Genomic DNA, 23,979 nt, shown 5'->3' with positions numbered 1-23,979 from the left:
ATTCGATGAAACTCGAATCCATTTTTTTGTTGCTTAATCATTTGTTTTATTACTTTTACAATTCATAAAAACATAACTATGTCTGTCGCAAAAAAAGATTATAAAAGAATTACCACTAAATCATTGATTGAAATGAAAGCCAATGGAGAAAAAATCTCTATGCTTACCGCTTATGATTACACCATGGCTAAAATTGTGGATACAGCCGGTATTGATGTGATTCTTGTGGGTGATTCTGCTTCAAACGTGATGGCTGGACATGAAACAACTTTACCTATTACTTTAGACCAAATGATATACCATGCCTCTTCTGTTGTTAGAGCGATAGAAAGAGCCCTAGTTGTGGTAGATTTACCTTTTGGAAGTTACCAGTCAGATCCAAAGGAAGCCTTGCGTTCATCAATTAGAATTATGAAAGAAAGTGGTGGGCATGCAGTAAAACTGGAAGGTGGAAAAGAAATTAAAGAATCTATTAAAAAAATATTAAATGCAGGTATTCCAGTAATGGGACATTTGGGTTTAACACCACAATCAATCTATAAATTCGGAACCTATACCGTTCGCGCAAAGGAAGAAGAAGAAGCAGACAAATTAGTTGAGGATGCTCAATTATTAGAAAGACTAGGCTGTTTTGCTTTAGTTTTAGAAAAAATTCCAGCACATTTAGCTGAAAAAGTTGCCAAAAGTATTTCGATTCCAGTAATAGGAATTGGTGCCGGTGGTGGCGTTGACGGACAAGTGCTTGTAATTCACGATATGTTAGGGATGAATAATGAATTTAGTCCGCGTTTCTTAAGAAGATACATGAATCTATACGAAGGAATGACGACCGCTATTGGTCAATATGTTGCTGATGTAAAATCGAGTGACTTCCCTAATGAAAAAGAACAGTATTAAAAACAGAATATCAACTCCTTAAACTATTAAGTTTAAGGAGTTGATATTTAAAGTCGATTATACTTTTCTTACAATACCTAAATTATAAAATTCATTTTGAAAATAATTTCAAACAAAAACAATCTCCAAGTCTTACATGAAGACAACCATATTATTGTGGTTAATAAACGAGTAGGCGATATTGTACAAGGCGATAAAACAGGAGACAAACCTTTATCTGAGGTCGTAAAAGAATATCTCAAAGAAAAATACAACAAACCAGGTGAAGTTTTTCTTGGTGTGGTGCACCGTTTAGACAGACCCACAACTGGAATTGTAGTTTTTGCCAGGACCAGTAAAGCACTACCTCGCTTGAATGAGTTATTTAAAAACAGGGAAACGCAAAAAACCTATTGGGCCATTGTAAAAAATAAACCTGCCAACTCTCAAGACAAGTTAATCCATTTCATCAAAAGAAATGAAAAAAACAATACTTCAAAAGCGCATATAAAAGAAGTTCCAGACAGCAAGTTAGCCAGCTTGGACTATACCGTTTTTAAGGAATTAAACAATTACTTTGCGCTGGAAATTAACCTTCATACGGGAAGACACCATCAAATTAGGGCACAACTTTCTGCTATAGGCTCTCCTATAAAAGGAGATTTAAAGTACGGTTTTGATCGAAGCAATCCTGACGGTGGCATCCATTTGCATGCTAGAAAATTAGTCTTTGTACATCCGGTATCTAAAGAAACATTATCAATCATTGCCCCAGTGCCTAATGAAGTAATCTGGAATGCACTATAATTTTAGTTGATTAAAAAATCATTATTAAAATTTAAGAATTAACTTGCATATAAATTAATTACCCCTATTTATAATGAACTATAAGACTAATATAGAATATAGAAAAGAGACTTTAACAAAACTGCTCAATAACATTATAATCCATGAAGATGATATCATTAAAGCATTGTATGATGATTTCAAAAAGCCTGCTTTTGAAGCAGTCTTAACGGAGACCAGTTATGTTATTTCTGAATTAAAAGACACTATTAAGAACTTGAGTAAATGGGCGAAGCCAAAAAGGGTTTTTCCATCGCTACTCAATTTTCCGTCCAAAGATTATATTTACAAAGATCCCTATGGAAAAGTATTAATTATTGCTCCATGGAATTATCCGTTCCAGTTGGCTCTTTGTCCTTTGGTTTCTGCAGTTGCGGCAGGAAATCAAGTCGTACTTAAACCATCTGAATTAACACTTAAAACATCTGCTATTATTGCTGAAATAATAGCAAAAACATTCCATGTCAACCATGTGGAAGTTATTCAAGGTGGTGTGGATGTGTCCAAAAATTTACTATCACAACGATGGGATTACATCTTTTTTACTGGAAGTGTTCCTGTTGGAAAAATAGTTGCGCAGGCGGCAGCACAACACCTGACTCCCGTTACATTAGAACTTGGTGGAAAAAATCCATGTATTATTGATGAAACTGCTAATTTGAAACTAGCAGCTAAAAGAATTGTTTGGGGAAAATTTATAAATGCGGGACAAACTTGTATTGCTCCAGATTATATCATGATTCAGAAAGACATGAAAAGCAAGTTTATCGACTATATGAAAGAGGAAATAACCGCTGCTTATAGCAATAAACCCGAAGAATCCCCTGATTTTGCCAGAATTGTAAATACTAAAAATTGGAGTCGACTAACAGAAATGATTGACAACGATAAAGTAATTTTTGGTGGACAAACGAACGAGTCTGAATGTTACATAGCACCAACGCTTATTGATGAGTCTGATGTTGACAGTCTTGTTATGAAAGATGAAATATTTGGACCTTTATTACCCATACTTGAATATTCCAGTACTGCAGACATACATGCCGTGATTTCAAAATATGAGAAACCATTATCCTTATATATTTTCACTGAGAATAAATCATTTGCAAATAAAATCATTCAAAATTACTCTTTTGGAGGAGGTTGTATAAATGATACAGTAGTTCATTTTTCAAATAAACGCTTACCTTTTGGAGGCGTAGGCCATAGTGGTATTGGTGCCTATCATGGATCCTTAAGTTTTGACACTTTTTCACATAAAAAGTCAATTGTAAAAAAAGCAAACTGGTTAGATTTACCAATGCGATATGCGCCTTATAAAGACAAACTAGCAACAATCAAGAAATTATTGAAATGGATCTAATCAAAGAGAAGTCAGTAAGCGAAGCAATAGAATACAGACGTTCTGTACGTGTCTTTAAAAAGGAAGCTCTTGATGATGAGAAAGTAAAAGAATGCATTCGTCTAGCTACTCTTGCTCCTACAAGCAGTAATATGCAGCTGTGGGAATTCTACCAAATTACTACAGCCGAAGTTTTAGAAAAAATTACGGAGGCTAGTTTTAATCAAAATGCAGCCAAAACTGCAAGCCAAATGATTGTCGTGGTAGCTAGAAAAGATTTATGGAGAAAAAGAGCACAGTCAAATGTAGCCTTTTTAAAATCTCAGTACGGAGAAAAATCACCTGTAGACTATTCGAAAAGAGAAAAATTTGCCCTGAACTATTATCAAAAAATTGTTCCTACGCTCTACTTTGACTTCATAGGAATTCTGGGTGCTCTAAAGTTTCTTATTTTTCAAGTCATCGGACTATTTAAACCTATTTATAGACAAGCTAGAAGAAGCGATATGCGAATAGTAGCCCAAAAAAGTGCTGCTTTAGCCGCGCAAAACTTTATGATTAGCATGGCCTCCATAAATTATGACAGCTGTCCTATGGAAGGCTTTGATTCTCTAAGGGTAAAAAAAATATTAAATTTACCAGCCGCAGCTGAAATAAATATGATTATAGGCTGTGGAATACGGGAAGAATCTGGCGTTTATGGTGAACGCTTCAGGGTTCCCTTTGAAGAAGTCTATTTTAAATTATAACCTCACTTTACAATTTTAAACCAATATAAAACCAACCAAAAAATGAATCAAAAAAAAGACCGAATAGAAGAAATAATACGCAATGGATATCAGTTGGATTTCGAAAAAGTTTTTAATAAAGCATTTGAAAATTATAAAAAAATAGCCCTATATGCGGGGCTTATGATATTTGTATTTACCGTTATCTTGATGACAATCGCAGCAAGTATAACTATAAGCCTTTTAGGGCTGGCAGCACTATCTCAGGAGTCTATGAAAGAGTTGAGTCTAAATCTAGAAAGCCTTAGCGGATTGAATCTAATTATCTACGTGGGAGCATCTGTTTTGTTTTCATCTTTAACTAGCCCATTAACTGCAGGTTTAATAAAAATGGCTTATTGCGCAGATCGAGATGAGGAATTTCACGTTTCAACCGTTTTTAGTTACTACACACCAAAGTATTTCTCTCAAATTTTTACAGCAACATTTCTAATTTTGCTAGTCAGCAACGGAGTATCAATGTTATTAAACTATAGCGGAGTTATTCTGGTGGGTCCTATGATCTCTGTTGCGGTATCTTTTTTTACAATGCTAACCATACCACTTATCATTTTCAGTGATTTAACAGCGGTAGATGCGATACAATATAGTTTTTCAATTGTACTAAAACAACCCCTAATCCTTCTTGCCCTGATAATTGTAGCTATTATAGGGGCAATGGTTGGCTTTATTGGATGTTGCATCGGAGTATTTTTCACAATACCCTTTGTTTACTCTATGTACTATGCAATGTACAGCGAAATTATCGGTTTTGATCATGAGGAGGAATTATAGAAAAAATTACAGACAACTAATTTGTTTTAAATAATAGGAAACGCGATTTTATTTATCATAAAATCGCGTTAATGTCATAAAAAAAACATTAAATTACCACTCTGTTATTTTCACTTCCTCAATTCAAAAAAAATATTCTCTATGGTGTTTTACTATAGCTTTTTTCATACGATTCTTTCAAACCATACCTCTTATTGCTGGCTATCCTCACCAAAAGCCATACTGTCTACTGCTGGCTTGATTGAAATGATTTTTTCAAATAAAACATCTTTATTGTGGGTTTTTTTATTAATTTTTATTGCCTTCTTATTTTTTACTCTTAACAAAACAAAAACAAAATTAAAGAGCACATTAATAGAAAAAAATAATGAAGAATATATACGCAATAAAGAATATCAACTCTATCTTCTCTTCTTTGGATTTGTAAATATTATAGCTGAAATTAATTATGAAATTTTTAGTGTAAGACCAAAAAGCTTATTCTTTTTTAATATCAGTACCGCTTTATTTTTTTTAATTATATATGTAATTAGTACCAAATCGGCTTTCCTTTTCCGGAACATACAAAGAATCTTCATTGTATTTTACCTGCTCTATTTTGGTTTGATATGTAAAAATTTACTTTTTGCACCGACCGATATCATACCTATCCTCGCTTTTATTGTAACTTTTTACTTTGCTTATACCGTTTTTAAACCTATAAAATTATATTGGTTTTTTGTAGCCTCCACTTTTTCATACATTGTCATTGTTACTTACTTAGAAATATTACCCATTAAAACAACTATTGCATTGTTCAATTTTTCTTTAATTGTTTTTACCATAAATTATATTCAGCATATTGTAGGATTAAATGTTAAAGACAAATTCCGTTTTTCTGATCAAATAATAAATAATGGAAACTCTCTTATTGTTGTATCTACTAGAAAAGGGGAAATTTTATTTTGCAGCGAAACGATTACTCCTATTTTAGGATATTCCGTAGATGAAGTTATGGGAATGTTATTTTGGAAGGTAACTGAAGATCCTGATTTCATTGGGGAAAAATTTCATACAAATACGACTTCCGAAAGAGTCTTTGTACGGAAACTAAAAACTAAAAGTGGAGCATACAAGCACATAGAATGGCATGATAAAAGATATTCTGAGGATCTAATAATTGGTATCGGGCATGAAGTAACGCAACAAATAGAAACACAAAAACGATATAAAAACATTGTTGAATCTGCCTATGATATAATTTATGAGCTAGACCGTGATGGTGCTTACGTTTTTATAAATAAAAATTCTGAAATAATCACTGGATTTAGTTTAACAGAATTGTATGCCTCGAAATTTAATCATTTAATCAAAGATAGTTTTAAACAAAGAGTTCTTGAATTCTATTCTAATCCCTCATTAGAAATGGAAAACTTTCCTACTTTAGAATTTCCAATTACTACTAAAGATGGAGGTGAAATATGGCTTTCTCAAAAGGTAACAATCAATAGAGATGAAAGCAGAAAAATAACTGGATATTCAGTTATAGCTAGAGATATTACCTTCTTAAAAAATATTGAAAAAGAAAAAGCAGAAAGACAACTAAAAAATCTAAAATACAGCGCTGCTTTAAAAGGGTTCACGGCAAAGAGTTATTCTAATAATGAAAGTTTAGAATACAAATTGCAAACAATTTTAGAAATCAGCTCTAAAACAATAGGAGTCAGTCGAGCAAGTTATTGGAATTATTTTGAAAACAGAATCAGTTGTGTACAACTATATGATTTTACAACTAATAAATTTTCAAGTGATCAGGAAATAACTAAAAAATCATCCCCAAAATACTTTTTAACGGTTGAAAATAAAATACAAATTGTCGCTTCAGATATATGCACAAATGAAATCACTATGGAATTATGTGGTGATTATATTTATGAAAACAATATTGTTTCACTGATCGACACTCCCGTTTTTATTAATGGTGAACTAAAAGGAATTCTTTGTATTGAAGCTACAGAAGAAACGAGACAATGGGATAATGAGGATATTAATTTCTCAAGATCTGTTTCTGATATCATTGCAATTGCGTTTGAGTCAAAAATGAGATTAGATATCGAAAACAGATTAACCTATAAAAGTGAATTGCTGGCAGCAATGACCAAGTGCACGGAGAAATTTTTAAATAGTAAAGATATCGATGCTATTTTTTCTGATGTATTGATCATTATGGGTAATGCCACTAAATCACATCGTGCCTATTATTATGAAAATGATTCCGCTACTAAACTAATAAGCCAAAAATACAGATGGATATTTAACAATACGTGTTTAACGCAAAATAATCCTAACCTTCAAAATATGCCTTATGCCTTTTTTGAAGAATTAATTGAACCCATATTAAATAATGAAATTTATGAGGCTACCGTATCAAAAATAAATAATTTGTCATTAAGAAATAAATTATTGAATGTCGATGTAACTTCGTTAATCCTTTTCCCAATTTTCATACATAATAGATTTCATGGCTTTTTAGGGTTTGATGACACCTCTGAAGAAAAGAAATGGACGGAAGATGAAGTTAACATTCTTCAAACATTAGCTCGAAACATTGCATCATCTATCGAACGTATCGCAGGAGAAACAGCAATTTATGAAAGTGAAGAAAAGTTCCGTTTGTTAGCTAATAATATACCGGGGACTGTTTATCTTTCAGAGAACGACGAAAAGTTTACAAAAATATACCTCAATGATGAGATTAAAAAATTAACAGGCTACGATAAAATCGAATTCTTGGAAAAAAGAATTTTTTATATCGACCTAATTCATCCTGAAGATTACCATAAAATACTTAGTGAGTCCAGAGACCATTTATCCAAATCTGAACCTTTCCATTTCACGTACCGAATCATTACTAAAACTGGTGAAATTGTCTGGGTAGAAGAATTTGGTGATGCTGTAATCAAGAATGGTAAAATCACTTACATTGAAGGTATAATGCTGGATATCACTAAAAAAAGAAGGACTGAAGATGCCATAAAAGGACTTGAATACGCTGAAGCGGCTAATAAAGCTAAATCAGAATTTCTAGCTAATATGAGCCATGAAATCAGAACTCCACTAAATGGAATCATTGGCTTCACCGATCTATTAATGAAAACAGAACTTGGAGAAGTTCAGGAAAAACATATGATTACCGTTAATCAATCAGCTCATTCATTATTAGGGATCGTAAATGACATCCTTGATTTTTCTAAAATTGAAGCAGGAAAACTTGATTTGCATATCGAAAAACATAAAATTAAATATATTTTAGACCAAATTATTGATCTAATCCACTATGAGTCCAATCAGAAGATGCTACACTTAGAACTCGTACTAGCTCCTGAAATACCAACCCATTTATGGATAGACAATATACGTTTAAAACAAATCCTAATTAACCTTTTAGCTAATGCAGTAAAATTCACGGAAAAAGGCTTTGTAAAATTAGAAATTTCAGTGATCAAAAATAATAAAGCCACTACTACAATCCGTTTTGCGGTGCTTGATTCTGGAATAGGGATTTTACAAGAAAATCAAAAGAAAATTTTTAAAGCATTTTCACAAGAAGATAGCTCCACAACTAAAAAATTTGGTGGTACTGGCTTAGGCCTTACAATTTCAAATAAGTTATTAGGACTAATGGACAGTCAGTTAAAACTCAGCAGTGAAATTGGAATTGGTAGTACTTTTTATTTCGATTTGGATTTAAAAACGTCTAATGATGTAGAAGTAGAATATACTCCTATAGATAATAAAGATATAGTTGATATTTTTACTATTCAAAACAATAAACGTTTGGAAGCATTGAAAATAATGTTAGTTGAGGACAATAAAATTAATATGTTATTGCTCAAAACAATTATTAAAAACGTCCTCCCCAAAGCAATTATTCATGAAATTCCGAATGGGCAGGTTGCTGTAAATGAGTATGAAAACATTATGCCAGATATTATCTTTATGGACATACAGATGCCATTAATGAATGGTTATGAAGCTACAAAAGCAATAAGAAAATTAAATACAGGCGCATCAGTTCCCATAATCGCTATAACAGCAGGAACTGGCTTAGAAGTAAATGAAAAATGTATTGAAGCAGGTATGAACGATTATATATCAAAGCCAATTATAAAAAGAGTAATAGAAGACGCAATAATAAAATGGACTTCATCATAGAGTTATGAAAAGTTTATTTTTGATTAAAAAATTAATTATCTTCGGTTCCTCTTTTATAAAAAAAGAATAAAAATTGAAATTATATGAAATGGCAAGGTAGACGTAAAAGTGATAATTTAGAAGATAGAAGAGGAATGTCTTCTGGTGGAAAAACAATTGTAGGTGGTGGAATCATCGGGATTGTAATCTTATTGTTAAATGTTTTTGGAGGTGAAAACGGTCAAATGGTGGGTAATATCTTAGAACAAACTCAAGGAAAACAGACTGCACCAACAGAACAAAGAGACCTAACAGCAAAAGAACTAGAAGAACAAGATTTTATTAATGCAATTTTAGTTGATAATGAAGATGTTTGGACGAAAATATTTAATAAAAACAACCTCAACTATAAAAAACCAAATTTAGTCTTGTTTACTGGTGGCGTTGAAACTGAATGCGGTAATGCAACCTCAGATTCTGGCCCATTCTATTGTCCTGCTGACCAAAAAGTATATATGGATTTAGCATTCTTTGAAGAATTAAAAACTCGATTTGGAGCTCAAGGTGGAGATTTCGCCACTGCTTATGTAATTGCGCATGAGATTGGACACCATGTTCAAACCTTACTAGGAACATCTAATAAAATGCGTGAAATGCAACAAGGAAAAAGTAAGGCTGAAGCCAATAAACTATCAGTAGCATTAGAATTACAAGCTGACTTTTATGCAGGCGTTTGGACACATTACAACCAGAAAATGAATGATATCTTAGAAGATGGAGATCTTGACGAAGCCCTGAGCGCTGCACATGCAGTAGGCGATGATGCTATTCAATCTAAAATGCAAGGGCATATTGTGCCAGAATCCTTTACACACGGAACATCTGAGCAAAGAAAATACTGGTTTATGAAAGGCTATAAAACGGGTGACATCAAACAAGGAAATACCTTTGACGAAATAAGATAAATTGTAATTATTCAATTTAAAGTTAAAAATCGGGACTCACTCCCGATTTTTTTTGTTTTTGAACTACTTCAAATGATAACAAATTTCATTTAAAACAAAATATCATACTATTCAAAATACCATTCCTCGACACTTTTCTTCCAATCGTCTCTATCAAAATACCTGTTGACTTATAAAAATCATTGCACTTGTTTATATCGATAATTTTATATCAAATAAGTGAACAATATGAAAAACACAAATCAACTAGGATTATGGATGGATGACACTGTTGCCTATTTAGTTCAATTTACCACAAAACCTTTTACAATTCAAACAATTGTGCGTGAGTTCCATACAGAAGATAAAAAATCAAATCTGATAAAAAAAATTTTATTGCTGAGTAGTTATAAAAAAACCGGTTTAAACATACACTATAATAAAATTGGGAAGGAGCTATTAAAATATGAGAAAATAATCCTCTTTGGTCCTTCTGAAGCAAAGCTCTATTTTTTTGATTTTTTAAATAAAGACGAACGTTTTTTGAACTTAAAAATAGAAGTCAAGGATGCTGATAAAATGAGTGTAAATGAACAGCATGAGTTTATAAAAGAATACTTTGGGAAACTTGATATTCTTAAATTATAATCCCATTTCATAGCTATACTGAAGTCCCAAAACAATTGTAACAAACTACTTTTATAATTACATTCTCGATAAAGTAATACTAAAAACAACTCCCCTATTTGATTTGGTATGACCATTCTGCTGCTTGCCTTTCTTTTATTAGATTGAAACGAAATAAATTTTATATTTAAACAAAGTCAAACAATCAAAAGCAGATGGGAAAAATAAGCAGTACCTTCGCGCCAACTTAAAGAAGTACTCAAAATAATAGTGTTTACTTCATAAACACAATTTATGTCATTCAACTCATTAGGCTTATCTGATGCTTTATTAAAAGCAATCAGCAAAAAAGGGTACACAACCCCTTCTCCAATACAACAAAAAGCGATTCCACCTATTTTAGAAGGTAAAGATGTATTAGCATCTGCACAAACAGGAACAGGAAAAACAGCAGGCTTCACGCTACCCATTTTACAGACATTATCACAAGGAAAACACTTAAGTCACAGACCTATTCGTGCCTTAATATTGACACCTACAAGAGAATTAGCTGCTCAAATATTGGCTAACATAAAAGAATACGGTGAATTTTTAGATTTACGCTCTGCAGTTATTTTTGGAGGTGTGAATCAAAAACCACAAGTGGCTCAACTAGGACAAGGGGTAGATATTTTAGTCGCCACACCTGGTCGATTAATCGATTTACAAAATCAAGGCCTACTAACACTATCTAAAGTGGAAATTTTAGTTTTAGATGAAGCAGATCGTATGCTAGACATGGGGTTTTTAAGAGATATCGAGCGCATACTGAAAGTATTACCTGTAAAAAGGCAAAACTTAATGTTTTCGGCAACCTTTTCAAGAGATATTAAGAAATTGGCGATGGGTATTTTGAATAAACCAGTTCAGGTTGAAGCTACACCAGAAAACACTACTGTCGATGCCATTACTCAAAAAGTGTATCCTGTTGCAAAAGAGAAAAAAACAGAGTTAATCATCAAGTTGATTACAGAAGGAAACTGGAAACAGATTTTGGTCTTTACACGTACAAAACAAGGTGCTAATAAACTTACTGAAGCTATGATTGGCGCTGGTATTCAAGCAGCAGCCATTCACGGAAATAAAGGACAAGGCGCGCGTACCAAAGCTTTAGCCGGCTTTAAAAACGGAAGCCTAACCGCTTTAGTTGCGACAGATATTGCAGCTCGTGGTCTAGATATCCCTTTATTACCACATGTTGTTAATTTTGAATTGCCTAATATTCCAGAAGATTACGTTCACCGCATCGGTAGAACAGGAAGAGCTGGAGCAAATGGAGAAGCGATTTCTTTATTTAGCCCAGACGAAACTACTTTTTTGCGTGATATCGAGAAATTGATTGGCCTGAAAATACCAACAGAAAATATCGCAGGTTTTGAGCCAGATCCGAAAGCATCGACTCAACCTATTAAACAAGGTCAAGGTAGACCACAACGCAATTCCACGCCAAGGAAACCAAAAACAGATTCTACAAACCGTAGCAGCAATAATAGCTTTGGCCCAAGACGTCCTAGTCAAAATAATGACAGACGTTCCAACTAAGAAATTAAATTTCCTTTTTTTAGGAGCAGAATGATTTCGTTTTTTTAGACGTCTTCTCCCGCTATACACTACAATCCTTGTGAGGGCTAAACGCTAGCCCACACAGGGATTTTCGTTTCTATCGGGGCTATGTAGAGCGCTTAATTTTCAATAATAACATTTTGCAAATACATCTCACAATTCTAAAACACTTAGATCATTTGCAATAAAAATATTATTTATATATTTGATACTAATTCGCTATGCTATAGCGGTTTTCTACCCTATGTTGGATGAATACTCGCTATAGAATATTGATTATTTGTAATTTAGGCGCAAGCTGCGAGACTGAGCTGAACTCAAAGAATAATGCAATATTTATAAATATGAATATCATATGAAAAGTACAATTGACAATGTAGAAATAGATGAAATTGAAAATTATCTATCCTACATTCGTCCGCCAAAAGAAATTAGAGAAAAACTTGACATTTCTTATCGAATAGAAAAACAAAGTGTAATTATTTTTGAAATTCGACCAAATTGGCAAGACGCAAATATTAAAATGCATATCGACATGGTTAAATCTACTTTCGTAAAAAAAGATAATAACTGGAAAGTTTATTGGAAACGAGCGGATTTGAAATGGCACTTATATAAACCAAATCCAATTGTTCCAAACTTACTCGATTTTATTAGACTAATTGAGAAAGATGAGTATGGTTGTTTTTGGGGATAATACGCCAACACCTAACATCGCATTTCCGTGCCCATTCCGATAATAAATCCCATTACATGAGCAAATAATGTGACTCCACATTCTTCGGAATGATAAAATAGTGTGTATTTATACTTAACTCTTAATCACCCCAACCATCCATCGCAATCCAAACTTCTATACTGAATCGCTTCCGTCGATTAAATTAAAACCTACTTATTTCTTAGTAGGCTTTTTTGTACATTTAAAAATTAAATTTGAAAAAACATATGGAAATTTACGGTGTACTAAAGTTTTTAAGTGATAATGCTAATTTAATCACCTCTTTTACAGCAATTGGTGCATTAGTTATATCAACTATTGCAATAATTAAGGCTAGTCAAGATAACAAGAAACAGATTATTGTTGGTAAATTAGAAGAAATATATGAACTAGTTTGCTACTTAATAGTAGAGTATGAAGAATTATATGAACTACTATTAAAGCTTGAAACTTGTGGTGCTGAAGACGACGATAACTATCTTGAAGCAATTGAAAATTATAAACTAGAACTAAAAAAAGTTAAGAAAAAAATAGATTTAAATGAATTATTCAACAAAATAATTCGGTTACACGTACTCGGCAATTCATATCTAAGTAAAGAATTAAGATTAGAAATACTTGAATATAACTTCCTTTTCGAATGTTTAATTACTACAGTTCAAAACTGCAAATTAACTAGAAAGAATAAAGACTATAACGAAGGTTTTCCGACAACTGAAAATATAAGAAGCTTAGCTAGTCAATTAGCTACTAAGTTAATAGAAAAAATTAACCTTGGTGATAACAGAAGAAGTAAACGTAGCGATTATAAAAAATATCGTGATAATGTATTTAAGCAAAAATTAAAAATAATATAAAAAATGAATTGTAAAACCACTCACCGGCTGCCGCGAGCGTCCCGCCCGTGAACACAATCTAAATTAATTTATATCTATCTCTAAAACAGTCTGGTCATCATTACCATAATCTCGTGCTGGCGCGATAGTGCGAATTTTCAATGCGTGCCCATTCCAATAATAAATCCCATTACGTCAGCAAATAATGTGATTCCACATTCTTCGGAATGACAAAATAGTGTGTACTCATCCTTAACTCTAAATTACCCCGATAGCGCGAGCGTCCCGCTCGTGAACGCTAACAAAAGTAAATAATTATAAATTTCTGATAGGCACGAGGAGGAAAGAAGTTGAAAGGTATTTTGAAAATCTGATATTCAATTAGCCCCCGTTTTTTATTCTAAAATATTTTGAAAAAGTGAATTTCAAATAAAAACAAAAATGAACTTAAATAAGAAAGATGAATACGATTATAAAATTAATTAGAAACAAAAAATTAGCTTTTAAAATCTCTTTATTTTACGTTTCATTAGGAACTTTATCGGTTTGTTCAATTTATCCAAAAGATTTATTTTATGGAGATTGGTCACTTTATGGATTACTATTTACATTTCCGGTATCAGTAGTTAGTTTTAGCTTTAGATATACAGAATCAAATTTATTATATCCAGTTTTTATAATACAGGTAATAATGCTTTTTACAACTTTCTTTTTGCTAAGTTTATTCATAAAAGACAAGAAAATCTGAAATCTGAAATCGGTTCCTCTTTATACTAAAAACAGTAGTTTCAAAATACAACACTAATTTAAAGCATCAATTTACAAATTAGTATTCTATTTATACTTATTCAAATCTAGCTCAAGAATAGTACCTACTCTGCTAAACTCTTCATTAATCTTTGCATTCAAGATTAGTTCTTCATTTGTTATTGGATGGTTAAAAATTAACTGATGTGCATGAAGCATCATCCCTTTCATGTCAAAATTCTCCAACCATAATTTATTTTGTTTGTTGCAACCATGTGGACGACTTCCTAAAATGGGATGAAAAATATGTTTGAAATGTTTTCGTAATTGATGCATACGTCCAGTTTCAGGAATCGCTTCTACCAAACAATATCGTGACGTTCGTTGATTATTAAATTCTAACTCAATTTCGGTACTTTGCAATCGATGAAAGTATGTTATTGCATTTTGTGTAATGCCATCATCATTGGTTAAATCATAATCAATCGTTAGTTCTTCGGGTGACCAACCACGTAAAATTGCTAAATATTTTTTTTCGACTTCGCGTGTGGCAAAACGATCATTCATAATTTTTAAAACTGCTTTATCCAACGCAAATAACAAGACACCAGATGTTTTGCGATCTAACCGATGAATAGGATAAACGTGTCGCCCTCCTATTTGATTTCTCAATTCTTGAATAGCAAAAACTTTTGCATCGCGCGCGTAAAATGATTTGTGGACCAACAATCCACTTGGTTTATTAATTGCTATAATATATTCGTCTTGGTAAAGAATTTCTAACATTTGGCAAAAATAAAAGAGATTTCGATAGAAATCTCTTTTATGACTTATTTATTTCTATACTTTTCTTTTTTCATTTTAGTTCGAGAAACAAAATAGAAGATTACAATTACTAAAACTGTTATTAAAATTGTACCCCCCGCTGGCGCAGATTTTCTATCCGTGCCCATTCCAATAATAAATCCCATTACGTAAGCAAATAATGTGATTCCTCATTCTTCGGAATGATAAAATAGTGTGTATTTATACTTAACTCTAAATCAACCTAACCATCCATCTCGATCCAAACTTCTATACTGAATTGCTTCGGCAATATGAGACGAAACTACGGTAGGAGCAGCATCAAGATCAGCGATAGTTCTAGCTACCTTCAAAATACGATCGTAGGCCCGAGCAGAAAGATTCAGTCGCTCCATCGCGGTTTTTAAAAGTTGTTTAGAAACATCATCAAGAGCACAATATTCTCTAATGTGCTTGGTGTTCATTTGAGCATTGTAATGTATGTTGTCCATTTGCTCAAAACGTGCGGATTGTAATTCTCGGGCTGCAGTCACTCTTTTTCGAATATCAACACTGCTCTCCGCCTTTTGATCATCGGATAATTTTTCGAAAGGAACAGGAGTCACTTCGATGTGAATGTCTATTCGATCCAATAACGGCCCTGAAATTTTACTCAAATAGCGTTGCATTTCGTGTGGTGAAGAAGTTTGTGGAGAATCTGGATCATTAAAAAAACCACTAGGACTTGGATTCATACTCGCAACCAACATAAAAGACGAAGGATAGGTAACCGTGAACTTCGCTCTGGATATAGTCACTTCCCTATCTTCTAATGGCTGGCGCATCACTTCGAGAACATCGCGTTTAAATTCAGGCAATTCATCAAGAAATAAAACTCCGTTATGAGCCATCGAAATCTCGCCTGGTTGTGGGTAACTTCCACCGCCCACTAAGGCCACATTTGAAATCGTATGATGCGGACTCCTAAACGGCCTTTGATTCATCAAGCCTACTTCTTTCAACTTTCCGGCTACACTATGAATTTTAGTAGTTTCTAAGGCTTCTCGTAAGGTCATAGGTGGCAATATACTAGGTAATCTTTTGGCAAGCATAGTCTTTCCAGCACCAGGAGGTCCTATTAAAATAATATTGTGTCCACCTGCCGCAGCGATTTCCATACATCTTTTTATAGACTCTTGTCCTTTAACATCGGAGAAATCAAATTCTGGAAAATCTAAATCTTTATAAAACTCGGCTCTGGTATCAATGGTAGTTGGTTCTAAATTTCCTTTTCCTTCTAAGAAATCGATAACCTCCTGAACATTCTCAACACCATATACGTCTAAACCCGCAACGATAGCCGCTTCTTTTACATTTTGCTTTGGAAGAAAAAAACCTTTAAAACCCTCTTCTTTGGCTTTGATGGCAATAGGTAAAGCACCGCGGATAGGTTGTAAACTACCATCTAGCGAAAGCTCGCCCATAATGATATATTTGTCGACATCGATCGCTTGAATTTGTTGAGATGCAACAAGGATTCCTATAGTTAACGTTAAATCATAAGCAGAGCCTTCTTTCCGCAAATCTGCAGGAGCCATATTGATTGTAATCTTTTTACCAGGCATGCTATATCCATTATTTTTTAATGCAGCAGCAATTCTATAGCTACTTTCTTTAATAGCATTATCAGGTAAACCCACTAAGTGGTAGCCAATTCCTTTATCAATATTCACTTCTACTGTGATAGTTGTGGCCTCAACGCCAAACACAGCACTCCCAAAAACTTTTACTAACATAAAGGATAATTTTATTAAAAATAATGAATTTTCGAATACCAAAATAAAAATTAATACAACTTATCTTCTAAATATTTAATCGCTCCATACTATCAATTTTGTAACAAATAAACATTATTACAAAACACGCACTTTCAACTTTTCATTAATTTTATAACTGCTAATTATAATCAAACGACATCATGGACTTAAAATCAGGATTACCATTTTGGCTCATAAAAAACGGGCTTAGTAAAGACTATTTGACTTTAGACAATGATATTGAAACTGAAGTACTAATTATTGGTTCTGGAATTACTGGAGCACTCAACGCACATTTTTTATGCGAAGCGGGTGTGAAATGTGTCATTGTAGATAAAAGAATGTCTTCTACAGGAAGTACTACAGCCAGCACGGCCCAGTTACAATACGAAATTGATACTTTTCTCTTTGATTTAATTGAAAAAGTAGGTGAAGAAAATGCCTAGAATCCATCTACACTTTAGAAAAAATCATAAAAAAGCTAAAAATTGATGGTGACTTTAATTGGAGATCCAGTTTATATTTAGCTTCAAATGCTGCTGGTTTAAATGATTTGGAAAAAGAATACGAAATTAGAAAAAAGCATAAATTACCCGTTACTTTATTAAACCAAAAACAGCTAAAAAGTAAATTCAATATTGACAAAAAAGCAGCGCTTTATAATGACTGTTCGGCACAGATAGACACCTTTAAGCTGTGCAATGAGATTCTAGATTACCATAAAAGGAATTCTGGCCTAGTAGTTTACAGCCATACCGATGTGGTCAAAATCGAAAATAAAAAGGATTACATTCTTGCCCATACAGCAAAGAAAAACACTATAAAGGCAAAAAAAATAGTCGCTGCTCCGGGGTTTGAATCTGAAAAACTATTAAATCAGAAAGTGATGCAACTGAACTCAACCTATGTTCTGGTAAGCAAACCTCTAAAGCCAGAGGATTTATGGGAAGAGAAATGTCTAATTTGGGAAACTGCCAGACCGTATATTTATATTAGAACTACTGAAGATAATAGAATAATGGTAGGTGGTTTTGACGAGCCTTTTCAGGATCCTGAAAGGAGAGACAAGCTCATGGAGAAAAAAAACGAAGCTATTTTAAAAAGATTTAAAAAATTCTTTCCCGACAGTAAGATCGAAATTGATTTCTATTGGTGTGGTACCTTTGGAGAGACTAAAGATGGGCTGCCATTTATCGGGGAGCACAAAGATCATCCCAATATGTATTTTGCTCTTGGTTATGGAGGTAACGGAATCACTTTTAGCGTTATCGCTGCCGAAATGATTAAAGACCTTTATTTAGGAAATCCTACAGATTCAGACTTATTTGCCTTTGATCGATAATCAAGATAATACAAAAATAACTTTAGTAAAAAAGGGAGTTAAAAACTACACTTAGGGCTATAAATCTTTATCATTTACAGCCCTGAATATTCTTCTGAATTCTCTATTTAAACTGCTGGAAATAAAATTCACAAAAGACTTTCCACAGCAGTTAATGGCTTTTCTATCGATTTTTGGATATATTTTCTTATATTTGCCGCTAATTATTTGCTTTTTCAGGGTTAAAAACGAATTATTATCAATAATTCTTACGACCAAATCTACGATTTCATATTCCTGAAATCAACTAGAAAAAACATACCTTTATTGCAGTTTGCTGCATCTTTTGCCTTTTGGAAAAATTCCATTTACAGGCTACTTAATAATCTGAAATAACAAGAAATGCACATTATAGATTATATAATCTTTGTCGTTTACATGCTGGCAATGTTAGGTGTTGGTCTCTACTTTTTTAATAAAAATAAAACTGCCGAGGATTTTTATGTTAGTGGAAGAAACATGAGTAGTTGGCATATCGGTTTGTCCGTAGTAGCTACTGATGTAGGGGGTGGATTCTCAATTGGTTTGGGAGGACTTGGTTTTACAATGGGAATATCAGGATCCTGGATGTTATTTACAGGACTGCTTGGTGCTTGGTTAAGTGCCGTTTTTCTGATTCCGAAAGTAAGCCAGCTGGGGCACAAATATAAATTTTTCACTTTCCCACAAATCTTTGGTCATTTCTACAATGGAAAAGTCGCTCTTTTAGCCGGAATTATTTCTGCCATCGGGTACATCGGATTTACTAGTTCTCAGGTTTTGGCTGGAGCCAAATTAGCATCGGCAACAATTGACGGTTTGAACATTCAGACTGCCTTAATTGTTATGGGAGTTATTGCAGTGGCTTATACTTCCATAGGAGGATTAAAAGCAGTGATTTACACCGATACGATTCAATGGCTAATCCTTATAGGTGGATTAGTTTTTATAGGAATACCAGTTGCCTACAATGCAGTTGGAGGTTACGATGCCATCAAAGCAACTTTAGATCCTAAATATTTATCACTGACCAATGTAACCTGGTACCAGTTACTAAATTGGTCTGTCACCATTATTCCTATTTGGTTTGTTGGAATGACGCTATACCAAAGAATTTATGCTAGTAAAGGGGAAAAAGAAGCAAAAAAAGCCTGGATAATTGCTGGAGTTTTCGAATGGCCCATAATGGCTTTCATGGGAGTTATTCTTGGAATGTTAGCCAAGGTAGCTGCAACCAAAGGAATGTTTGACGGAATTACAGATGCGGCCTCAATGGACAGCGAAATGGGATTACCTATATTACTGGCTACCATTTTACCGATTGGATTAATGGGACTAATGCTTTCCTCTTATTTTTCGGCTATACTTTCCACTGCTGACAGCTGTTTAATGGCTGCCTCTGGAAACATCGTTACTGATATTATTTCTAAATTTTCAAAAAAAGAGTTAACTCATAAAAAGGAACTTCAGCTTTCACAGATCGTAACACTACTAGTTGGTGTTTTTGCAATCTTATTGGCTTCCCAAATGCAAAACGTACTGGAATTGATGCTGTACTCCTACGCCTTTATGGTTTCTGGATTATTCATCCCCGTCTTAGGTGCTTTATTTTGGAAAAAAAGCCACCCAATAGCTGCTTTTTGGAGTATGCTTTTTGGAGGAGCAACGACAATTTTACTTATAATTACCGAAAATAAGTTACCTTTAGGTATAAAATTACCCGAACATTTAGACGCAAATATTTACGGAATCAGTATTTCTCTATTATTGTTCGTTACAATATCAATTTATCATCATAACAAAAAAGAAAAACAAAATGGAATTCAAAATAATTAATAGTACTTCAGGAGAAGACAAAACATATACAAATCAAATCATTGCTCAGTTTCTTTTTACTCACTTAGAAGAATACGGAGATAAAGTGGAAGACATTCTAAAATGCATCGCTTACGTTATGAATCCTGACAAAGGAGGAAATATAGTCGTAGGTTTAGACGATGATAAGATTGTTGGTGTCGTTATTCTAACCAATACAGGCATGAAAGATTTTATCCCAGAGAATATTTTAGTGTATATTGCTGTTGACAATAGCCAACGAGGTAAAGGATTTGGAAAGAAATTAATGCAAAAAGCAATCTCAATTGCTGAAGGAAACATAGCACTTCACGTAGAGCCAAACAATCCTGCTAAAGGACTATATGAAAAATTAGGTTTTACTAATAAATACCTAGAAATGCGTCTTATCAAATAGTCGAAAATGGAGAATTTAAACCCACGCTTAGAACGACTTGTTCTACTGCGAAAGGAACTACATAAATACCCGGAAGTTTCTGGAAAAGAAGTGGAAACTGCAAAAAGAATCACTTCTTTTCTGGAAAATTATCCTCCAGATGAAATCATAACAAATATTGGAACAACTGGAGTTATCGCCATTTACAACGGTGAAAAACCAGGAAAAACAGTATTATTTAGATGTGAGCTAGATGCCTTACCCATTGAAGAAATCAATACGTTTGAACATCGTTCGCTGAGTGATGGAGTTTCTCATAAATGTGGCCATGACGGTCATATGGCTATTTTATGTGGTTTAGCAACCCAATTACATCAACATAAACCGGAGACAGGTAGAGTCATTCTGTTATTTCAACCTGCGGAAGAAGATGGTAGCGGTGCGCAAAAAGTGTTTTTAGATACAAAATTTGAAAGATTTAAACCAGATTATGTTTTTGCCTTGCACAATTTACCTGGATATCCAAAAAATCAGATTGTTGTTAAAAACGACACTTTTACTTGTGCCGTGAATAGCATGATCATAAAACTGGACGGGGTAACCGCTCATGCCGGCGAACCTGAAAAAGGAATCAATCCTGCCTTAGCGATAGCATCGATTATTACTCAATTCAATACTTTTATTCAGGCTGATATTTCAAAAGAAAATTATTGTCTGATCACTCCTATTTATACTAAAATGGGTAAAAAAGCCTATGGCGTTTCTGCAGGAGCCGGAGAAGTCCATTTTACGGTAAGAAGCGACAGTAATTCTCAGATGAGAAAGATAGAAGCTACTTTAGAAAATATTGCCCAGGCTGTCGCAGATGAATATCGATTGAAATGCAGCATACAATGGACACAAAGTTTCCAGGCCAACGAAAATGATGAAACGGCCGTTAACTTCATCAAAGAAGCGGCCAAAGAAAATAAATTTGAACTAGTGGACAAACCTACCCCTTTTACCTGGGGAGAAGATTTCGGATTGTTTACTCAGCACTTTAAAGGAGCAATGTTCGGACTGGGATCAGGAACAAACACGCCAGCCTTACACAACCCAGACTACGATTTCCCTGACAATATTATTACAACAGGAGTATCTATTTTCCACCACATAAGCAAACAGATCACAAATGCATACTAATTCAACAATTGAACTTAATACCAGCGCTTATCAAAAGAATCTTTCTTTTCTTCGAACTACTTTTGGAAAAAAAGTACAAATTTCATGTGTTGTAAAAGGAAACGCTTATGGACATGGAGTTAAGGAAATTGTTACGATGGCCTATGCTAATGGAATAACTCATTTTTCTGTTTTTGATGTTCAGGAAGCGAAAACCGTAAAAGAAGAGTTAGAGAATAAAGCCACTGTTATGGTGATGGGACTCGTTCAAGACGAAGACATGGAATGGGTGGTCGATAATAACGTAGAGTTTTTTGTTTTTGATAAAGCCAGATTGACAAAAGCAGCTAAAACAGCAAAAAAACTCAATAAAAAAGCAATTGTACATATTGAGGTAGAGACAGGAATGCACCGTACCGGTTTTGAAAAAAACGAACTCAATGCAGTAATTGCTTTTCTAAGAAAAGAAAAAGAACATATTCTTTTTAAGGGACTTTGTACACATTATGCGGGTGCCGAAAGTATTGCAAACTATTATAGGGTCGATAAGCAAATTAAACGATTTGATGATATTTATCAATATCTTTGTAAGATTGACTTAAAGCCAGAAATTAAACATTCAGCTTGTTCAGCGGCATCAATTATGTTTCCCGAAACCAGAATGGATATGGTACGAATAGGAATCATCCAGTACGGATTATGGCCAAGCCCTGAAGTATTTGTCAATTATTTGAGTACAAAAAAGAATAAAATTGATCCTCTTCAAAGAGTTATTACTTGGAAAAGTAAAATAATGAGTGTAAAAAAGGTCAAAATTGGAGAATTTATAGGATATGGAACTAGCTTCCTTGCAGAAAGAAATATGAAAGTTGCAGTAATTCCCATTGGCTATTCTCATGGTTATAGTCGTTCTTTAAGTAACCAGGGAAGAGTTCTTATCAATGGACAACGCTGTATTGTAGTTGGATCTGTAAACATGAATATGATGACTGTCGATGTAACAAATATTGAGTCAGTGAAGAAAGACGATGAAGCAGTTTTAATTGGCTCCCAAAGTGACCTTTCAGTATCTGTAGCTTCTTTTAGTGATTATAGTAATCAACTGAATTATGAATTATTAACCAGAATTTCAAAAACGATTCCACGTAAAATTATAGAATAATGGCCTTTATAAAACTATACCGAAAAAAATTAGAGGAAAATTACACTTTCTTGAATAACATTTTTGAATCCAGACATATAGAATGGGGTGTTGTTACAAAGCTTCTTTGCGGTAATACAATTTACTTAAAAGAAATTATTGCATTGGGTGTAAGAGAAATGCATGATTCTAGAATTAGCAACTTAAAAAAAATAAAGGCGCTGGACCCTACCATACAAACCGTCTATATTAAACCACCGGCAAAACGAAGCATTGAAAATATTGTACGTTATGCAGATGTTAGTTTCAATACTGAAATCGACACCATAAAAATGCTCTCTAAAGAAGCACAAAAACAAAACAAGAACCATAAAATCATCATTATGATAGAAATGGGCGACTTGCGTGAAGGTGTAATGGGTGAAGAGCTAGTTGAATTCTACGGTAGCATTCTAAGCTTACCTAATATTGAAATTAGAGGTATTGGTACCAATCTTAATTGCTTGAGCGGGATAATGCCAACGCAAGATAAATTAATTCAGCTGAGTCTATACAAACAATTGATTGAAGCTAAATTTAACATTATAATACCATGGGTTTCTGGTGGAACTTCTGTAGCAATCCCTTTGATGCTGAAAAATGCACGTCCTCTGGCAGTGAATCATTTCAGAGTTGGAGAAGCATTATTTTTTGGTAAAGACCTTTTCACTGGCGAAACTATGAAAGGAATGCATAATGATGTATTCAAGCTGTACTCGGAAATTATCGAGATTACTGAAAAACCAGATACCCCAACAGGCGAATTAGGAGAAAGCGGAGTGGGTAATACCTATGTAATGGATGAAAACGCTGATTTAGGAGTTACTTCTTTACGTGCAATTTTGGATATTGGACTCTTAGATATGCAACCACAATATATTGAAGCAGAAGATCCAGATATCACTATCGTAGATGCTAGTTCTGATATGTTAGTAATAGACATTTCAAACTCAAAAAAGAATTATAAAATAGGTGATCTAATCTCTTTTAAGATACAATATATGGGAGCCTTATACCTTTTAAATTCAGATTACATCGAAAAAACTATTGGTTAGTATACCATTTAAAAATAACGAAGGGAAGATAAACAGCAGTTGTCTTCCCTTTTTTATTGGAATAAGCAGAAATTAGCCCTTAGATAAAATAAACAAGTGTTAATTGTTAGGTTTTTTAAC

At 33.6% G+C, this 23,979-nt stretch carries 21 protein-coding genes; 19 read left to right on the top strand and 2 right to left on the bottom strand.

Annotation, left to right across the window (positions count from 1 at the left end; genetic code table 11):
* Window positions 1–78 precede the first annotated feature (78 nt).
* From panB to QO200_RS03535, 12 genes are all read left to right on the top strand, one after another.
* Window positions 79–897 (top strand): 3-methyl-2-oxobutanoate hydroxymethyltransferase, encoded by an 819-nt coding sequence (gene panB, locus QO200_RS03590; protein ID WP_371536452.1) that lies wholly within the window; start codon window positions 79–81, stop codon window positions 895–897.
* A gap of 96 nt (window positions 898–993) precedes the next feature.
* Entirely contained in the window at window positions 994–1,683 is a 690-nt protein-coding gene (locus tag QO200_RS03585) for an RluA family pseudouridine synthase (protein WP_371536449.1), read from the top strand.
* Window positions 1,684–1,756: 73 nt separating this feature from the next.
* Window positions 1,757–3,085, top strand: coding sequence for an aldehyde dehydrogenase (locus QO200_RS03580; protein WP_371536447.1), 1,329 nt, complete (start codon window positions 1,757–1,759; stop codon window positions 3,083–3,085).
* The gene (locus QO200_RS03575; RefSeq protein ID WP_371536445.1) at window positions 3,076–3,813 is read left to right on the top strand and encodes a nitroreductase family protein; all 738 of its coding nucleotides are present in this window, start codon (window positions 3,076–3,078) and stop codon (window positions 3,811–3,813) included. Before QO200_RS03580 ends, QO200_RS03575 begins: the two co-directional genes overlap by 10 nt.
* Before the next feature lie 42 nt (window positions 3,814–3,855).
* Window positions 3,856–4,626, top strand: a complete 771-nt coding sequence (locus QO200_RS03570; RefSeq protein ID WP_371536443.1) for a hypothetical protein — start codon at window positions 3,856–3,858, stop codon at window positions 4,624–4,626.
* A 792-nt stretch (window positions 4,627–5,418) separates the two neighbouring features.
* Window positions 5,419–8,820: a PAS domain S-box protein gene (locus QO200_RS03565; RefSeq protein ID WP_371536440.1), complete on the top strand. Its 3,402-nt coding sequence runs from the start codon at window positions 5,419–5,421 to the stop codon at window positions 8,818–8,820.
* An 83-nt stretch (window positions 8,821–8,903) separates the two neighbouring features.
* Window positions 8,904–9,764 (top strand): neutral zinc metallopeptidase, encoded by an 861-nt coding sequence (locus tag QO200_RS03560; protein WP_371536438.1) that lies wholly within the window; start codon window positions 8,904–8,906, stop codon window positions 9,762–9,764.
* 228 nt (window positions 9,765–9,992) lie between these two features.
* Window positions 9,993–10,391, top strand: coding sequence for a hypothetical protein (locus QO200_RS03555; RefSeq protein WP_371536435.1), 399 nt, complete (start codon window positions 9,993–9,995; stop codon window positions 10,389–10,391).
* Between the two features lie 273 nt (window positions 10,392–10,664).
* Window positions 10,665–11,951 carry a DEAD/DEAH box helicase gene (locus tag QO200_RS03550; RefSeq protein WP_371536432.1) on the top strand — a complete coding sequence of 429 codons (1,287 nt, stop codon included), beginning with the start codon at window positions 10,665–10,667 and terminating at the stop codon, window positions 11,949–11,951.
* 376 nt (window positions 11,952–12,327) lie between these two features.
* On the top strand, window positions 12,328–12,669 hold the full coding sequence (locus tag QO200_RS03545) for a DUF3024 domain-containing protein (RefSeq protein ID WP_371536429.1): 342 nt from the start codon (window positions 12,328–12,330) through the stop codon (window positions 12,667–12,669).
* A 236-nt stretch (window positions 12,670–12,905) separates the two neighbouring features.
* Window positions 12,906–13,547 (top strand): hypothetical protein, encoded by a 642-nt coding sequence (locus QO200_RS03540; protein WP_371536426.1) that lies wholly within the window; start codon window positions 12,906–12,908, stop codon window positions 13,545–13,547.
* 439 nt (window positions 13,548–13,986) lie between these two features.
* Window positions 13,987–14,274: a hypothetical protein gene (locus QO200_RS03535; RefSeq protein ID WP_371536424.1), complete on the top strand. Its 288-nt coding sequence runs from the start codon at window positions 13,987–13,989 to the stop codon at window positions 14,272–14,274.
* 86 nt (window positions 14,275–14,360) lie between these two features.
* On the opposite strand, the gene QO200_RS03530 is transcribed toward QO200_RS03535, so the two are convergent.
* Together QO200_RS03530 and QO200_RS03525 are read right to left on the bottom strand one after the other, a co-directional pair.
* The gene (locus QO200_RS03530) at window positions 14,361–15,059 is read right to left on the bottom strand and encodes a pseudouridine synthase (protein ID WP_371536421.1); all 699 of its coding nucleotides are present in this window, start codon (window positions 15,057–15,059) and stop codon (window positions 14,361–14,363) included.
* 257 nt (window positions 15,060–15,316) lie between these two features.
* Entirely contained in the window at window positions 15,317–16,852 is a 1,536-nt protein-coding gene (locus tag QO200_RS03525; RefSeq protein ID WP_371536418.1) for a YifB family Mg chelatase-like AAA ATPase, read from the bottom strand.
* Between the two features lie 182 nt (window positions 16,853–17,034).
* Here QO200_RS03525 and QO200_RS03520 point away from each other — a divergent pair, with 182 nt between their 5' ends.
* From QO200_RS03520 to QO200_RS03490, 7 genes are all read left to right on the top strand, one after another.
* Window positions 17,035–17,319: an FAD-dependent oxidoreductase gene (locus QO200_RS03520; RefSeq protein WP_371536415.1), complete on the top strand. Its 285-nt coding sequence runs from the start codon at window positions 17,035–17,037 to the stop codon at window positions 17,317–17,319.
* A 5-nt stretch (window positions 17,320–17,324) separates the two neighbouring features.
* Complete coding sequence (locus QO200_RS03515; RefSeq protein WP_371536494.1) at window positions 17,325–18,215, top strand: NAD(P)/FAD-dependent oxidoreductase; 891 nt, start codon at window positions 17,325–17,327, stop codon at window positions 18,213–18,215.
* Window positions 18,216–18,596: 381 nt separating this feature from the next.
* Window positions 18,597–20,069 carry a sodium:solute symporter gene (locus tag QO200_RS03510; protein ID WP_371536412.1) on the top strand — a complete coding sequence of 491 codons (1,473 nt, stop codon included), beginning with the start codon at window positions 18,597–18,599 and terminating at the stop codon, window positions 20,067–20,069.
* Window positions 20,050–20,484 carry a GNAT family N-acetyltransferase gene (locus QO200_RS03505; protein ID WP_371536410.1) on the top strand — a complete coding sequence of 145 codons (435 nt, stop codon included), beginning with the start codon at window positions 20,050–20,052 and terminating at the stop codon, window positions 20,482–20,484. Before QO200_RS03510 ends, QO200_RS03505 begins: the two co-directional genes overlap by 20 nt.
* A 6-nt stretch (window positions 20,485–20,490) precedes the next feature.
* Window positions 20,491–21,645, top strand: a complete 1,155-nt coding sequence (locus tag QO200_RS03500) for an amidohydrolase (RefSeq protein WP_371536407.1) — start codon at window positions 20,491–20,493, stop codon at window positions 21,643–21,645.
* The gene (gene alr / locus QO200_RS03495) at window positions 21,635–22,786 is read left to right on the top strand and encodes an alanine racemase (RefSeq protein WP_371536405.1); all 1,152 of its coding nucleotides are present in this window, start codon (window positions 21,635–21,637) and stop codon (window positions 22,784–22,786) included. Before QO200_RS03500 ends, alr begins: the two co-directional genes overlap by 11 nt.
* Window positions 22,786–23,859, top strand: a complete 1,074-nt coding sequence (locus QO200_RS03490; RefSeq protein ID WP_371536402.1) for an alanine/ornithine racemase family PLP-dependent enzyme — start codon at window positions 22,786–22,788, stop codon at window positions 23,857–23,859. The genes alr and QO200_RS03490 overlap by 1 nt, the downstream gene beginning before the upstream one ends.
* Window positions 23,860–23,979: the final 120 nt, after the last annotated feature.

The organism is Flavobacterium sp. Arc3 (assembly GCF_041431375.1).
GTDB lineage: Bacteria > Bacteroidota > Bacteroidia > Flavobacteriales > Flavobacteriaceae > Flavobacterium.
The sequence above is the reverse complement of the archived record's forward strand: the minus strand, read 5'-3'. Positions and strand labels throughout refer to the sequence as shown.

What these genes read in the sequence shown, in the direction of transcription:
- QO200_RS03505 (WP_371536410.1), top strand. Translation starts at nt 20,050, where the DNA reads ATGGAATTCAAAATAATTAATAGTACTTCAGGAGAAGACAAAACATAT.
- QO200_RS03580 (WP_371536447.1), top strand. Translation starts at nt 1,757, where the DNA reads ATGAACTATAAGACTAATATAGAATATAGAAAAGAGACTTTAACAAAA.
- QO200_RS03530 (WP_371536421.1), bottom strand. Translation starts at nt 15,059, where the DNA reads ATGTTAGAAATTCTTTACCAAGACGAATATATTATAGCAATTAATAAA.
- QO200_RS03525 (WP_371536418.1), bottom strand. Translation starts at nt 16,852, where the DNA reads ATGTTAGTAAAAGTTTTTGGGAGTGCTGTGTTTGGCGTTGAGGCCACA.
- alr (WP_371536405.1), top strand. Translation starts at nt 21,635, where the DNA reads ATGCATACTAATTCAACAATTGAACTTAATACCAGCGCTTATCAAAAG.
- QO200_RS03545 (WP_371536429.1), top strand. Translation starts at nt 12,328, where the DNA reads ATGAAAAGTACAATTGACAATGTAGAAATAGATGAAATTGAAAATTAT.
- QO200_RS03490 (WP_371536402.1), top strand. Translation starts at nt 22,786, where the DNA reads ATGGCCTTTATAAAACTATACCGAAAAAAATTAGAGGAAAATTACACT.
- QO200_RS03560 (WP_371536438.1), top strand. Translation starts at nt 8,904, where the DNA reads ATGAAATGGCAAGGTAGACGTAAAAGTGATAATTTAGAAGATAGAAGA.
- QO200_RS03575 (WP_371536445.1), top strand. Translation starts at nt 3,076, where the DNA reads ATGGATCTAATCAAAGAGAAGTCAGTAAGCGAAGCAATAGAATACAGA.
- QO200_RS03570 (WP_371536443.1), top strand. Translation starts at nt 3,856, where the DNA reads ATGAATCAAAAAAAAGACCGAATAGAAGAAATAATACGCAATGGATAT.
- QO200_RS03535 (WP_371536424.1), top strand. Translation starts at nt 13,987, where the DNA reads ATGAATACGATTATAAAATTAATTAGAAACAAAAAATTAGCTTTTAAA.
- QO200_RS03555 (WP_371536435.1), top strand. Translation starts at nt 9,993, where the DNA reads ATGAAAAACACAAATCAACTAGGATTATGGATGGATGACACTGTTGCC.
- QO200_RS03500 (WP_371536407.1), top strand. Translation starts at nt 20,491, where the DNA reads ATGGAGAATTTAAACCCACGCTTAGAACGACTTGTTCTACTGCGAAAG.
- QO200_RS03550 (WP_371536432.1), top strand. Translation starts at nt 10,665, where the DNA reads ATGTCATTCAACTCATTAGGCTTATCTGATGCTTTATTAAAAGCAATC.
- panB (WP_371536452.1), top strand. Translation starts at nt 79, where the DNA reads ATGTCTGTCGCAAAAAAAGATTATAAAAGAATTACCACTAAATCATTG.
- QO200_RS03520 (WP_371536415.1), top strand. Translation starts at nt 17,035, where the DNA reads ATGGACTTAAAATCAGGATTACCATTTTGGCTCATAAAAAACGGGCTT.
- QO200_RS03510 (WP_371536412.1), top strand. Translation starts at nt 18,597, where the DNA reads ATGCACATTATAGATTATATAATCTTTGTCGTTTACATGCTGGCAATG.